Here is a 13,210-nt window from a genome sequence, read left to right on the forward strand (position 1 = left end):
TCAGTCGTCGCTGACGGTGATCTGCACGTCGATGTTGCCGCGGGTCGCGTTGCTGTAGGGGCAGACCTCGTGGGCCTTGTCCGCGAGGGCCTGCGCCGTGTCGTGATCGAGGTTGGGGAGGGTCACCTCGAGGACCACGGCGAGCTCGAAGCCGCCGGCGTCGTTCGGGCCGATGCTGACCTTCGCGCCGACGGAGGAGTCGGTGACGTCGGCCTTCTGCTGGCCGGCGACGAGGCGCAGAGCGGAGTGGTAGCACGCTGCGTAGCCGACGGCGAAGAGCTGCTCCGGGTTGGTTCCGTTGCCGCTGCCGCCCATCTCGGTGGGGGCGGCGAGGTCGACGTCGACCTTGCCGTCGGTGGTGCGGCCGTGGCCGTTGCGTCCGTCGCCGGTGGCCAGTGCCTCTGCGGTGTACAGCGTCTTCATGGGTGAACCTCTCGTGGTGGGGATGGACGGGTCAGGCGGAACGAAGCGACGCGGTGGTCTTGCGGACGAGCGCGATCAGCGTGGTCGCCTCGTCTTCGGTGAGGCCGGTCGCGGTGAAGATGCACTCGGGAACGTGCGCGGCCGCGGAACGCAGGGCGCGGCCCGTGTCCGTCAGCCGGATCTCGACGCGTCGTTCGTCCTCCGCTGAGCGTTCGCGGGTGACGAGCGACAGTGTCTCGATGCGCTTGAGCAGGGGGGACAGTGTTCCGGAATCCAGGCCGAGTCGATCGCCCAGTTCCGAGACGCTGAGTCCGTCCCGCTCCCACAGCACGAGCATCACCAGGTACTGCGGGTAGGTGATGCCCAGGTCGTCCAGCAGGGGCCGGTAGACCGCGGTGGTGGCCCGCGACGCCGAGTACAGGGCGAAGCAGAGTTGCTTGTCCAGTGTCAGCGCGTCGTTCACAAGACCGAACGTAGCGCACAATTGAATTGTGCACAACCTTTTGCTCGAGACAATTGTCCGTCGAAGCGATCGAGGCGGACGTCAGCGTGCGAACAGGAACATCGCAAGAGTGCGGAGAACGCCGGGGTAGGCGTCGTCACGCGGCTGCGAGGCGGCGGGCGCGGGTCGGAGCGGCGTCATGGGCACCGATGGGTTTGTCGGTGTCACGACATCGACGCCTCACATCCGGGCGTGCCGGGCCATCACGACGGCGTAGACGCCGTAGAGGGCGATGCCGACTCCGGCGAGGACGAGCAGGATCTGTCCGAACGGCTGCGCCCCCAGGGTCTTGACGGCTCCGTCGAGACCCGTCGCCTTGCCGGGATCCGCGGTCAGCACGGCGGCGGCCACCAGGACACCGACACCGACGAGGGCGAGGCCCTTGGCGGTGTATCCGACCACGCCGATGACCCGGACCGGACGCCCGACGTGACCATCGAGGTCCTTCTCGAACTTCGTGGAGATGCCCTTGTACACGTGATAAGCGCCGACGCCGATGATGACGGCCGCGGCCACGACGAGAACGACCTTGCCGATCGTCGACTCCATGAGGCGGGCGGTGAGCCCGGCGTTCTGCTGACCCGTCGACTGCCCGGCACCGCGAGCGAAGTTCAGCGCGGACCAGGCGAATGCGAGGTACACGACGGCGAGTGCACCGGCCTTGAGTCGATCGGTCGCACTGCCGGAATCGGCCTCGGTCTTCTTACCCACCACCGCCTCGAGAATGCGCCACGCGGCGAGGGCCAGGAAGGCGACGACGGCGATCCACAGCATGACGGCACCGCCGGGCTTGGAGGCCAGCTCGCCCAGCGCGCCGGACTGGTCGGCGTCGCCGCCCTGTCCGAAGGCGAGCCGCACCGCGATGTATCCGATCAGGAGGTGCAGCACTCCGCTCACGAGATGCCCTGCGCGGGCGGCTCTCTCGAACGCCGTGCTGTTCTGGATGCGGTCCCCGCGAGAGGTGTCGATCGCCATCGGACCATGGTCCCACGTCAAGGGAGGAGAATGTCCGCTTCCGCCGCCCGGGTGCGTCGGTACGGCCGTGCGCTACAGTGCCTGTGTGCAGCGAGCATATTTTTGGTTCAGCAGGCCGGCCCTCGGTGGTCCGGTCAGCGGAACCATGCGCTGACCCACTCCACCCGACGAGCCGGCAGGACCGGCTCGCGTGGAATGCGTGTCCCGGTCGTGACGTCTCACCCGACCGCCCCGAGGACTCATCGTGACTCTCGCACTCGACACTCTTCCCGACCTGTCGCGGACAGGTCCGCTCGTCTCGCCGCGTGCGCTGCGGGACGCGGAACCCGCATCCGCCGACGCGGCTCTCCGCGTCGCCGACAGCCGTGACGCCCTGCGCGCCATCCTGACCGGAGCCGACGACCGCGTGGCCGTCGTGGTGGGCCCGTGCTCCGTGCACGACCCGATCGCGGCACTGGACTACGCCCGCCGGCTGGCCGTCCTGGCCGACGAGGTGGGGGATCGACTCCAGGTGATCATGCGGGTCTACTTCGAGAAGCCGCGGACGTCGGTGGGCTGGAAGGGTCTGCTCAGCGACCCCGGCCTCGACGGCTCGGACGATCTCGACGCCGGGCTCCGGGCGGCGCGGCGCATTCTGGCCGCCATCGTCGACGGCGGCCTGCCCACGGCGACGGAGTTCCTCGATCCTGCTCTGTCCGGCCATCTCTCGGACCTGGTGACGTACGGGGCGATCGGTGCCCGCACCGCGTCGTCGCAGGTTCACCGCCAGATGGTCAGCGGTCTGCCGATGCCGGTGGGCATCAAGAACGGAACGGACGGCGACGTGCAGGTGGCCGTCGACGGGGTGCGCTCGGCGAGGTCGCCGCACGTGTACGCCGGGGTCGACGACGACGGCCGACTGGCCGCCGTGCGCACGACGGGCAACGAGGACGCCCACGTCATCCTCCGGGGTGGGTCCTCCGGCCCGAACTACGACGCGGCTTCGGTGACCGACGCTGGGGAGCGGCTCCGGCGCTCGGGCGCGGACCCGCGGGTGGTGGTGGACGTCAGCCACGGCAACAGTGCCAAGAACCACCGACGCCAGCTCGACGTGCTGGGCGACCTCGCCGACCGGATCGCCGGCGGCGACCGCGGCGTCGTGGGGGTGATGGTGGAGAGCTTCCTCGTCGAGGGCCGTCAGGACCTCGGCACGTTGGGGGAGCCGCTCACCTACGGCCAGTCGATCACCGATGCCTGCCTCGGGTGGGCGGACACCGAACGCGCCGTGCGGGCGCTGGCCGACGCCGTCAGCGCACGCCGTGCGGTCGGAACTGGACGCTGATCCGGGGCCCCGTGGCGCGTGTGCTCTTGGGCACGCAGTGCTCCCAGGTCCGCTGGCAGGACCCGCCCATGACGATCAGATCACCGTGTCCCAGAGTGTGTCTCACCGAGGGACCGCCGCCGCGCGGTCGCAGCAACAGCGGCCGTGCGGCGCCGAGGGACACGATGGCGACCATGGTGTCCTCGCGCGCTCCGCGTCCGAGGTCGTCGCCGTGCCAGGCGACGCTGTCCTTGCCGTCGCGGTAGAAGCAGAGTCCGGCCGTGGCGAAGTCCTCGCCCAGTTCGGCCCGGTAGTGCTCACTCAGCTGTCGACCGGCATCGACCAGGACGGGGGCGGGCAGCCGCTCGGGATCGGGGAAGAAGGAGACCAGGCGCGGGACGTCGACGACGCGGTCGTACATCGGTCGGCGTTCCGACCGCCACGGAACCTCGTCCACCAGCCGGTCGAAGACGGAGTCCGAGCCGCTCACCCAGTTCGGCAGCACGTCGATCCACGCGCCGTCGGTCAACACCGTCCGGCGGACGGACGCGAGGGAGCCGAGCGACGGTCCGTCCGCGCCGTCGTCGAACAGGGACGCCTGGAGTGCGTAGGTCACGGGGCCATCGTAGCGCGGTCGTTCGAACGTATGTTCCTACGCGGCCGTCGTCAGCGAACGCGGGCCAGCTCCGCTGCGCGCAGACCGACGTACAGTTCGGCGGCGTCCACCGGGTTCGTGTGATCACGGCCCGTGAGGTCGTGGATACGGCGGAGCCGGTAGAGCACAGTGTTGCGGTGGTAGTGCAAGCGGTCGGCCGCCGCGGTGGTGGAACCGGCGGCCGCGAACCACGCGTCGAGCGTCTCGAGCAGGCTGTCCCGGTCCGCGAGGCGGTGCGGGCCCTCGGCCACGGCGAGCGGACCCAGGATCTGCCGGGCGGCCCGCGCGGCGGCGTCGGGAGTCGAGACCAGCAGCAGCGGAACCGGACACGCGTCGTAGCGACTGATGCGCGCGCTCCCCGGCGGTGCGCAGCGACGAGCCGTCCGGGCCTGCGCCACCGCCGTCGGGGTGGACAGCGACCGCTCGTAGTACGTGCCGACACCCAGTCGGGTGCCGTAGAGCCGGCCCAGGGTGTCCACCGCGTCGTCGAGCACCGCCGGCGCGGAGGCGACCAGCAGTCCCAGGTGACCGTCCGCATCGGTGTCCCACACCGACTCGACACCGAGCGGCAGGATGCTCTCGCGCGCGCTGCCCGGAGTGGCACCCCGGTCGACGGTGGTCTCGGCGGACACGACGGCGAAGTGGCCCGCGTCCGGGATGCGGAAGGCCCGCAGGGCGTCCTGCACGGCAGCGGGATCCGAAGCGGTCTCGTCGAACAGAGCGCGGAGCACCATGCGGCGCGCATCGGCGTCGTCGAGGGCGAGCCGGTCCGCGGCGTCGCGATACGCCTCCGCGGCCGCGTCGGAGTAGGTGTCCACCAACGCCCACACCTCGGTGGCCATCGCGAGCAGCACCTCCGGAGCCCGGCCCGCGGCCGCCGCGGTGAGCTCGGCCCAGATCAGACGACCACCGAGGCGGAACGCGTGCAGCAACGCCGCCAGCGGCACCGCGTTCTCGGCCTTGATCCGGCCGGCCGCGCGTGCGGGTTCCAGGTCGCCGCTCGCGCCCGTGGTCAGAGCGTCGAGCATGGACCGAAGATTGCCGGTGCACACCGTGGCGAGCTCGTCCCGCGTGAGCGACGTGGCCTCGAGGTACGAGTGCTCGGCGACCAGGATGTCGAGGACGAGTCGCTCGCTGAGCTCGCCGACGTGCTCTCCCAGCAGCGCGGCGAGACCCTGCGAGGTGAGCGGTTCCGGTGCGGAGCGGCGGACGGCCACGGGCGTCGACATCACTCCACCGTACGGCTGTCCGGTGACGGACACCACAGGGCGGCTGTGCCTCGGCACAAACCGGGCGCGTGAGCTGCCGACGTCCGCCTATGGCCACCCGATGTAGTACAGGTCACAATCAACGGTATGACCACAGGCGAACTCACCCCGAGTACCACCGGCGCATCCGCCTTTCCCGAGGTCGACGCGGCTCTCCGCGACCTCGAACAGGGCGAGGCCGCATGGGCACGTGCCTCGCTCGGCGACCGCGCGGACCTTCTCGACCGGGTCGCGGCCCTCACGGCGTCGAAGGCGCAGGAGTGGGTCGATGCGGCCGCTCGATTCAAGAAGCTGCCCGCGGCCTCCGCACTCCTCGGTGAGGAATGGCTCTCCGGGCCGTACTCCGTCGTCACCGCGTGCCACGTGCTCGCGCAGAGTCTGCGGCAGCTCGCCGTGGGGAAGAGCCCGCTCGCGGACGCCCGGATCGGCTCGGGTCCGGGCGGGCGCACCACCGTGCAGGTGCTGCCGTCGAACATCTTCGACACGCTGCTGCTCAACGGGTTCTCCGCCGAGGTGTGGCTCGAACCGGGTGTCGACGCGGACACCGCGCGCCGTGACGCCGGACTCGCGCAACGGAATCCGACCGAGACCGGCGGCGTCGGTGCGGTGCTCGGCGCCGGCAACATCACGTCCATCGCCCCGCTCGACACGCTCTACGAACTGGTCGCTCACAACCGCGTCGTCGCGCTGAAGCTCAACCCGGTGACGGATCCGATGGAGCCGGTGCTCCGCGCCGTCTTCGCTCCCTTGGTCGAGCTGGGCGCGGTGCGCATCCTCACCGGTGGCCCGGACGTCGGCTCGTACCTCGTGCACCACGACGCCGTGGCGCACGTGCACATGACGGGCAGCTCGATCACGCACGACGCCATCGTCTTCGGCACCGGCGAGGAGGGTGCCGAGCGCAGGAAGGCCAACACCCCGTTGCTCGACGTGCCCATCTCGAGCGAACTCGGCGGCGTCTCGCCGGTCATCGTGATCCCGGGCGAGTGGTCCGACGCGGACATCCGGTTCCAGGCCGAACACGTGGTGACCCAGCGGCTGCACAACGGCGGCTACAACTGCGTCGCCGCGCAGGTCGTGGTGATCTCCTCCGAGTGGCCGCAGCGCGACGCGTTCCTGGCGGCACTGCGCACGGCACTGCACGAGGCACCGGACCGCGAGCCGTACTACCCCGGCAGCGCCACCCGCGTCGCCGGTGCCCGAGCGGACTACCCGGGCGCGGAGTCGCTCGGCCCGTCCGGCGGCCGCACCCTCGTGAGCGACCTCGATCCGGACAGCTATCGCGCTCTGCTCACCACCGAGTACTTCGCACCGGTACTCGGTGTCATCGAGATCCCGTACACCGGGCAACGTTTCGTGGACGAGGCCGTCCGCATGTCGAACGAGGAGTTCGTCGGCACGCTCGGCGTCAACGTGATCGCGCATCCCGACACGCTGTCGTCGCTCGGCACCGCCGTCGACGAGATGCTCGAGGACCTGCGCTACGGCACCATCGCGCTCAACGCGTGGACCGGCGTCGGCTTCCTCACGGCGGCGGCGACCTGGGGTGCGTTCCCGGGCCACACGCTCGACGACGTCCAGAGCGGAATCGGCGTCGTGCACAACGCACTGCTCATCGACCGACCCGAGCGCACCATCGTCCGCGGGCCCTTCCGGCCCGCGCCGCGCTCGATCCTGAAGGGCGAGTTCACCCTGTCGCCGAAGCCGCCGTGGTTCGTCACCAACCGCACCGCGGCCACCACCGCGAAGCGGTTCACCGCGTTCGCTGCGGCTCCGTCCTGGAAAGCCCTGCCCGCCATCTTCGCGTCCGCTCTGAGAGGTTGACATGACCGAGACTTCCACCGACTACGTCGTCGTCGGCGCAGGATCCGCAGGATGCGTCGTCGCGAATCGGCTCAGTGCCGCGTCGAACACCGACGTCGTCGTCCTCGAGGCGGGCCCGGAGGACAAGGACAAGTTCGTCCACATTCCCGCCGGGTTCTCGAAGCTCTTCCGTTCGGAACTGGACTGGGACTACGACACCGAGCCGCAGGCCGAACTCGCCGGCCGACGGATCTTCTGGCCCCGTGGGCGCATGCTCGGCGGCTCCTCGTCGATGAACGCCATGATGTGGGTGCGCGGGTTCGCAGCCGACTACGACGACTGGGCGGAGGCAGCGGGACCCGGGTGGTCGTTCGACAGCGTGGTGGACACCTTCCGCCGTATCGAGAACATCGAGGGTGCCACCGAGTCCGACGAGGGCAGCGGCGGACCGCTGCACGTGTCGAAGCAGCGCAGTCCCCGGTCGATCACCGGCGCGTACCTCGATTCGGCCGCGGCACTGGGCTTGTCGACGGAGCGCGCCAATCTCCCCACGCCCAAGGGCATGACCGAGACGATGGTCAACCAGAAGCGCGGCGCCCGGTGGAGCTGCGCCGACGCGTACCTGCGGCCGGCCATGTCACGGCCCAACCTCACCGTGGTGACGGAGGCGCAGGCCACGCGCGTGCTCTTCGAGGGAACCCGCGCAGTGGGTGTCGAGTACTCGAAGGACGGTGCGCTGCACACGGTTCGGGCCTCGAAGGAGGTCATCCTGTCCGGCGGTGCCATCAACACCCCGCAGTTGTTGATGCTGTCGGGGATCGGTGCGCCGGAGCATCTCGCCGAGCACGGCATCGACGTGGTGCACGCCGCCCCCGAGGTGGGCGAGAACCTCATGGACCACCTGGTGTCCGCCCTCGGATACGGGGTGCAGTCCGACACGCTGTTCACCGCGGAGAAGATTCCGGAGCTGATCAACTACCTCGCGCGTCGACGCGGCATGCTGACCTCCAACGTCGCGGAGGCGTACGGCTTCGTCCGCAGCCGCGACTCGCTCGACCTCCCGGACATCGAACTGCTCTTCGCGCCGGCGCCCTTCTTCGACGAGGGTCTCATCCCTGCGGACTCGCATGCGGCCATCCTGGCGTCGATCCTGCTCAAGCCGGAGAGCCGCGGACGCATCTCGTTGCGGTCGTCCGCACCGTTGGACAAGGCGATCGTGGATCCGCGCTACCTGTCCGACCCGGGCGGTGTGGACCGTGCGGCGATGCTCAGCGGGCTGCGCTACTGCGCCGACATCGCGCAGACGGAGCCGCTGAAATCGCGACTGGGGGAGATGGTGCGCCCGGTACTGCGCAACAGCGAGGCACTCGATGAAGCGCTGAGCGAGTCGCTGGAGACCATGTCCCACACCCTCTACCACCCGGTGGGCACCGCCCGGATGGGCTCGGACGCGGCATCGGTGGTGGATCCGGAGCTGCGGGTGCGCGGGGTGGACGGGCTGCGCGTGGCCGACGCGTCCGTGATGCCGACGATCATCCGCGGCCACACCCACGCACCGTCGGTGCTCATCGGGGAGAAGCTGTCGGAGTTCGTGCTCGCCTCACGCGTGTGAGCGGTACGACCCCGGCGTCATCCCGGTCCACCGTTTGAAGGCGCGGCGGAAGGCGCTGGGTTCGGAGAAGCCGAGACGCGAGGAGATCTCTTCGGCCGTCTCGCCTCGTTCGAGCCCGGCGACCGCCGCGTCGCGCAGCACCTCGTCGCGCAGCTGACCCAGTGACGTGCCCTCCTGGCGCAGCAACCGGCGCAGGTGCGGCACGCTGATGGACAACATCGTCGCGATGTCGGTGGTGGTCGAGGCGCGGCCCATCGCGCCCAGTGCGAGGGCGCGCCGCACCACACTCGCCGCGCTGGAGCCGTAGTCCCGCTCCGAGAACAGGCGATTGGGCGACTCGCGGAGGTACTCCTCGAGGCTCTCCTCCGTCTGCACGAGCGGTGACGCCATGATCGCGTCGTCGAATTCCAGTGCCGCGACGTCGGATCCGAACGTCACGTGCACCCCGAAGATGTCGTCGTACACCCGCGGCGACGGATGCTGCGGTTCGGGGAAGGGCACCTGGACGGACAGCAGTTTCACGCGCCGCCCGATGAGCCACGCAGAGAAGCGGTGCCAGAGGATGAGCAGGAACTCGATGCGGATGCGCTGCGCCGCCTCGGCCGCCTCCGGGGAGAGCTGATCGGCGATCATCGTCGGGGAGTCGACGAGTTCGAGCCGGGCGCGTCCCCCGCCGCGCATCAGCACACCGCGCGGGACGCCGGGAAAGGCGCGACCGACGTCCACCATCCGCTCGAGCGCGCTCCCCAGATCGGGGCGGTGGATCATCGTCAGACTGAGTGCCCGAAAGGTGCCGCGGCGCACCGGAGCCGATCCGAGACCCATCAGCTCGTCGCCCGTCATCTGCCACAGCGCGCGAGTGAGGCGCGTGACCTGGTCGGTGGTGAGGCGGGCGCCGGGTCGAGTGAGGACGTGCGGGTCGATGTCGGCCTCGCGCAGGCAGGCGGACAGGTCCACACCCGTCTCCCGCGCGAGGGTCACCGCCGTGCGGACGAACTCCACCGAGATGGTCGGCGGCGCCGCAGTGTCGATCGTCATGGGGTGGCGGACAATCGGGCCAATCGCGACGCCGCGTCGGCGAGCACGTGATCCTGTTTGCAGAAGGCGAAGCGCACCAGGGTGTCCCAGCCCTCGCGGTGATCGACGAACGCGTCCACCGGTACGCCGACGACGCCGATGCGTTCGGGCAACGCACGGCAGAAACTGTCGGCGTCGGACTCGCCCAGTGGAGCGATGTCGGCGCAGACGAAGTACGTGCCCTCACTGCGCTTGACGTCCAGCCCGGCATGCGACAGCGCGGCGGACAGCGTGTCCCGCTTGGCCTGCAGTCCCGATCGCAGGGCGTCCACCCAGGCGCTCTCGTGGTCGAGGGCGTGGGCCACCGCCGGCTGGAAGGGTGCGCCGCCGACGAAGGTCATGAACTGCTTGGCCGCCTTCACCGCGGCGATGAGGTCGGCGGGTCCGCAGGCCCACCCCGTCTTCCACCCGGTGGCGTTGAACGTCTTCGCCGCGCTCGACACCGTGATGGTGCGCTCGGCCATGCCGGGGAGTGTGGCGATGGGGGTGTGGACGGCGTCGTCGAAGACCAGTCGCTCGTAGACCTCGTCGGTGAGGACCAGGAGGTCGTGCTCGCACGCGACCTCGGCGATCGCGGCCAGCTCCGATGCGGTGAACACGGTTCCGGTGGGATTGTGCGGGGAGTTGACGACGATCATGCGGGTACGCGGGCCGACGGCGGAGCGCAGGGCATCGACGTCGAGGGCGAACCGATCGCCGTCGACGACGAGGGGGACGGTGCGCCGCTGCGCACCCGCGAGCGCGACGGCGGCCGCGTAGGAGTCGTAGTACGGCTCGACGAGCAGCACCTCGTCACCGCTCTCGACGAGGCCGAGCATCGCGGCGCTGATCGCCTCGGTGGCCCCGACGGTGACCAAGATCTCCGAGTCCGGGTCGTACTCGGTGCCGTAGCGGCCGGCCCGGTCCCGAGCGACGGCGTCGCGCAACACCGCCATGCCCGGCCCGGGCGGGTACTGGTTGAGGCCGGACGCGATGGCCTCGCGCGCCACCTCGAGCATGCGCGCGGGACCGTCGGTGTCCGGGAAACCCTGACCGAGGTTGACGGCGTCGTGCGTGGCCGCCAGCGCGGTCATCTCCGCGAAGATGGTGGACGCGAAGGGGCGCAGCCGGGCGACGGTGCGGGAAGGCCGGAGGCCGACCGGACTCGATGCGCGGTCGTTCGACGTCACAGCCATGAGGGGGAGCCTAGCGTTCGAGTCACGAGTCCCTCGACGCGTCAGTCCGCGCGCTTCTGCAGCAGTTCCTCGGGCAGGTCGTGGGGGTCGATGAGGAGCTGATCGTTCTCGGCCTGCCGCACGGTCTCCGACACGGACAGGTTCTTGCGCAGCAGCTTCCACTCGACCGGATCGATGGCCTCGATGGCCGTCCGCAGCACGGTCCTGTCCCGCGTACCCCAGGCGATGGGCATGGGGCTGACCATCTGCCACGTCTCCGAGATGGATTTGGCGCTCCGGTCGGACAGCACGGCCACGGAGGGGACGCGCTCGCCCTCGGTCATCGTGTGTCCCGGCAGCGCCCGCACGTTCCGGACGACGAGTGCGTAGTGCGGGACGGTGGTCTCCGGCTTGGCGATGTCGATCAGCGCGAGGATCGTGGCTCCACGCGGTCGCGTCTCCGACACCATGGCCGGCACCAACGCGCTCGAGGCGTACAGCTCGTCGATGGACCCGACCTTGCGGGGCGCCCACACGGACACCCACAGCGACATCAGGGCGGCCACGGCCAGCACCGCACACAGGATGTAGGACCACGCGTGGTCGAGGACGAACAGCCAGGCCGCGCCGCCCGCGAGGAGCACGGCGAAGACGACGGACGAGATGCGCAACCGCCGCACGTCGCCGAGGGTCTCGTTCACCGACCGGGCGTGCGCGCGGTCCACGGGGAAGTCGAAGGTGCGCACGTCAGATCGCCGGTCCCAGGAGGTCGTCGGCGTCGGTGATGCGATACGCGTAGCCCTGCTCGGCGAGGAAGCGCTGGCGGTGAGCCGCGTACTCCGCGTCGAGGGTGTCGCGCGAGACGACCGAGTAGAAGTGCGCCTGCCCACCGTCGTGCTTGGGGCGCAGCAGTCGGCCCAGTCGCTGGGCCTCCTCCTGCCGGGATCCGAAGGTGCCCGAGACCTGCACGGCCACCGAGGCTTCGGGGAGGTCGATGGAGAAGTTGGCGACCTTGCTCACCACGAGGGTCTTGATCTCGCCGCGGCGGAACGCGTCGAAGAGCAGTTCGCGCTCCTTGTTCTTGGTCGAGCCCTGGATCACGGGAGCATCCAGGGCCGCACCCAGCTCGTCGAGCTGGTCGAGGTACGCGCCGATGACGAGCGTCGGTGAGTCCTCGTGCCGCGCCAGGATCGACTTCACCACGGCGATCTTCGTGTGCGCCGTGGAGCACAGCTTGTAACGCTCCTCCGGCTCCGCCACGGCGTACGACATGCGTTCCGCGTCGGTCAGAGTGACGCGCACCTCGATGCACTCGGCCGGCGCGATCCAGCCCTGTGCCTCGATGTCCTTCCACGGTGCGTCGTAACGCTTGGGGCCGATGAGCGAGAACACGTCGCCCTCGCGGCCGTCCTCGCGCACCAGCGTCGCGGTGAGTCCGAGTCGGCGTCGCGACTGCAGGTCGGCTGTCATGCGGAACACGGGAGCGGGGAGGAGGTGCACCTCGTCGTAGATCACCAGGCCCCAGTCGCGGGAGTCGAAGAGCTCGAGGTGCTTGTACTCACCTTTGGTGCGGCGCGTGATCACCTGGTAGGTCGCGATGGTGACCGGGCGGATCTCCTTGCGCTCGCCGGAGTACTCGCCGATCTCCTCCTCGGTCAGAGAGGTTCGGGCGATGAGCTCGCGCTTCCACTGCCGACCGGCGACGGTGTTGGTGACGAGGATCAATGTGGTCGCGCGGGCCTTGGCCATGGCCGCGGCGCCCACCATCGTCTTGCCGGCACCACAGGGGAGGACGACCACACCGGATCCGCCGGCCCAGAACGAGTCGGTCGCCATCTGCTGGTAGTCGCGTAGCTCCCAGTGGCCACCGGAGAAGTCCAGATCGATGGGATGCGCCTCGCCGTCGACGTATCCGGCCAGATCCTCGGCCGGCCAGCCGACCTTGAGGAGCATCTGCTTGAGGCGCCCGCGCTCACTGGGGTGGACGAGCACGGTGTCGTCGTCGACCTGAGCGCCGAGCATCGGGGCGATCTTCTTGTGCCGCATGATCTCGGTGAGCACGGCGCGGTCGAGGCTCACCAGGGACAGTCCGTGCACGGGCGACTTGACCAGCTGGAGCCGGCCGTAGCGGGCCATCGTGTCGACGATGTCGACGAGCAGGGGCTGCGGAACCGCGTAGCGGGAGAAGGTCACGAGGGCGTCGACCACCTGCTCGGCATCGTGGCCCGCGGCGCGCGCGTTCCACAGCGCGAGCGGGGTGATGCGGTAGGTGTGGACGTGCTCGGGTGCGCGTTCCAGCTCGGCGAACGGAGCGATGGCCGCGCGGGCCTGCCCGGCGAGCTCGTGGTCGACCTCGAGCAACAGGGTCTTGTCGGACTGGACGATCAACGGTCCGTCGGTCACGGTCTCTCCTTCACGCGCCCCGCATGGACGAACCGGGG

At 69.9% G+C, this 13,210-nt stretch carries 12 protein-coding genes; 3 read left to right on the plus strand and 9 right to left on the minus strand.

What is annotated here, in order from left to right; all coding sequences use genetic code 11:
* From QRN16_RS14815 to QRN16_RS14825, 3 genes are all read right to left on the minus strand, one after another.
* Positions 1-423: an organic hydroperoxide resistance protein gene (locus QRN16_RS14815; RefSeq protein WP_027504250.1), complete on the minus strand. Its 423-nt coding sequence runs from the start codon at positions 421-423 to the stop codon at positions 1-3.
* 31 nt (positions 424-454) lie between these two features.
* A complete protein-coding gene (locus QRN16_RS14820; RefSeq protein ID WP_285187834.1) occupies positions 455-886 on the minus strand; it encodes a MarR family winged helix-turn-helix transcriptional regulator in 432 nt (143 codons plus the stop codon).
* A 219-nt stretch (positions 887-1,105) separates the two neighbouring features.
* Positions 1,106-1,900 (minus strand): DUF1206 domain-containing protein, encoded by a 795-nt coding sequence (locus QRN16_RS14825; protein ID WP_285187836.1) that lies wholly within the window; start codon positions 1,898-1,900, stop codon positions 1,106-1,108.
* 244 nt (positions 1,901-2,144) lie between these two features.
* Here QRN16_RS14825 and QRN16_RS14830 point away from each other — a divergent pair, with 244 nt between their 5' ends.
* A complete protein-coding gene (locus tag QRN16_RS14830) occupies positions 2,145-3,221 on the plus strand; it encodes a 3-deoxy-7-phosphoheptulonate synthase (RefSeq protein ID WP_037183986.1) in 1,077 nt (358 codons plus the stop codon).
* Here QRN16_RS14830 and QRN16_RS14835 read toward each other — a convergent pair.
* Positions 3,187-3,816 carry an alpha-ketoglutarate-dependent dioxygenase AlkB gene (locus QRN16_RS14835; protein ID WP_285187840.1) on the minus strand — a complete coding sequence of 210 codons (630 nt, stop codon included), beginning with the start codon at positions 3,814-3,816 and terminating at the stop codon, positions 3,187-3,189. The genes QRN16_RS14830 and QRN16_RS14835 overlap by 35 nt on opposite strands.
* 50 nt (positions 3,817-3,866) lie before the next feature.
* Positions 3,867-5,084, minus strand: a complete 1,218-nt coding sequence (locus tag QRN16_RS14840) for a PucR family transcriptional regulator (RefSeq protein ID WP_222650984.1) — start codon at positions 5,082-5,084, stop codon at positions 3,867-3,869.
* Between the two features lie 126 nt (positions 5,085-5,210).
* Between QRN16_RS14840 and QRN16_RS14845 the strand changes: the two genes are divergently transcribed.
* A complete protein-coding gene (locus QRN16_RS14845; RefSeq protein ID WP_285187843.1) occupies positions 5,211-6,947 on the plus strand; it encodes an aldehyde dehydrogenase family protein in 1,737 nt (578 codons plus the stop codon).
* A 1-nt stretch (position 6,948) separates the two neighbouring features.
* A complete protein-coding gene (locus QRN16_RS14850) occupies positions 6,949-8,538 on the plus strand; it encodes a GMC family oxidoreductase (RefSeq protein ID WP_285187845.1) in 1,590 nt (529 codons plus the stop codon).
* Here QRN16_RS14850 and QRN16_RS14855 read toward each other — a convergent pair.
* Genes QRN16_RS14855 through QRN16_RS14870 form a run of 4 tightly spaced genes read right to left on the minus strand, consistent with a single transcriptional unit; the run spans position 8,527 to position 13,172 of the window.
* Positions 8,527-9,576 carry an AraC family transcriptional regulator gene (locus QRN16_RS14855; protein WP_056446817.1) on the minus strand — a complete coding sequence of 350 codons (1,050 nt, stop codon included), beginning with the start codon at positions 9,574-9,576 and terminating at the stop codon, positions 8,527-8,529. The genes QRN16_RS14850 and QRN16_RS14855 overlap by 12 nt on opposite strands.
* On the minus strand, positions 9,573-10,790 hold the full coding sequence (locus QRN16_RS14860) for a pyridoxal phosphate-dependent aminotransferase (protein ID WP_285187848.1): 1,218 nt from the start codon (positions 10,788-10,790) through the stop codon (positions 9,573-9,575). Before QRN16_RS14860 ends, QRN16_RS14855 begins: the two co-directional genes overlap by 4 nt.
* A 41-nt stretch (positions 10,791-10,831) precedes the next feature.
* On the minus strand, positions 10,832-11,515 hold the full coding sequence (locus QRN16_RS14865; protein ID WP_056446823.1) for a DUF3239 domain-containing protein: 684 nt from the start codon (positions 11,513-11,515) through the stop codon (positions 10,832-10,834).
* A 1-nt stretch (position 11,516) separates the two neighbouring features.
* Positions 11,517-13,172 carry a DNA repair helicase XPB gene (locus QRN16_RS14870; protein ID WP_027504240.1) on the minus strand — a complete coding sequence of 552 codons (1,656 nt, stop codon included), beginning with the start codon at positions 13,170-13,172 and terminating at the stop codon, positions 11,517-11,519.
* Between the last annotated feature and the right edge of the window lie 38 nt (positions 13,173-13,210).

Source organism: Rhodococcus sp. MEB041 (assembly GCF_030208955.1).
Lineage (GTDB): Bacteria > Actinomycetota > Actinomycetes > Mycobacteriales > Mycobacteriaceae > Rhodococcoides.

Excerpts from the sequence above, each read along its gene's own strand:
- QRN16_RS14815 (WP_027504250.1), bottom strand. The coding sequence starts at position 423 with ATGAAGACGCTGTACACCGCAGAGGCACTGGCCACCGGCGACGGACGC.
- QRN16_RS14825 (WP_285187836.1), bottom strand. The coding sequence starts at position 1,900 with ATGGCGATCGACACCTCTCGCGGGGACCGCATCCAGAACAGCACGGCG.
- QRN16_RS14840 (WP_222650984.1), bottom strand. The coding sequence starts at position 5,084 with ATGTCGACGCCCGTGGCCGTCCGCCGCTCCGCACCGGAACCGCTCACC.
- QRN16_RS14845 (WP_285187843.1), top strand. The coding sequence starts at position 5,211 with ATGACCACAGGCGAACTCACCCCGAGTACCACCGGCGCATCCGCCTTT.
- QRN16_RS14850 (WP_285187845.1), top strand. The coding sequence starts at position 6,949 with ATGACCGAGACTTCCACCGACTACGTCGTCGTCGGCGCAGGATCCGCA.
- QRN16_RS14855 (WP_056446817.1), bottom strand. The coding sequence starts at position 9,576 with ATGACGATCGACACTGCGGCGCCGCCGACCATCTCGGTGGAGTTCGTC.
- QRN16_RS14860 (WP_285187848.1), bottom strand. The coding sequence starts at position 10,790 with ATGGCTGTGACGTCGAACGACCGCGCATCGAGTCCGGTCGGCCTCCGG.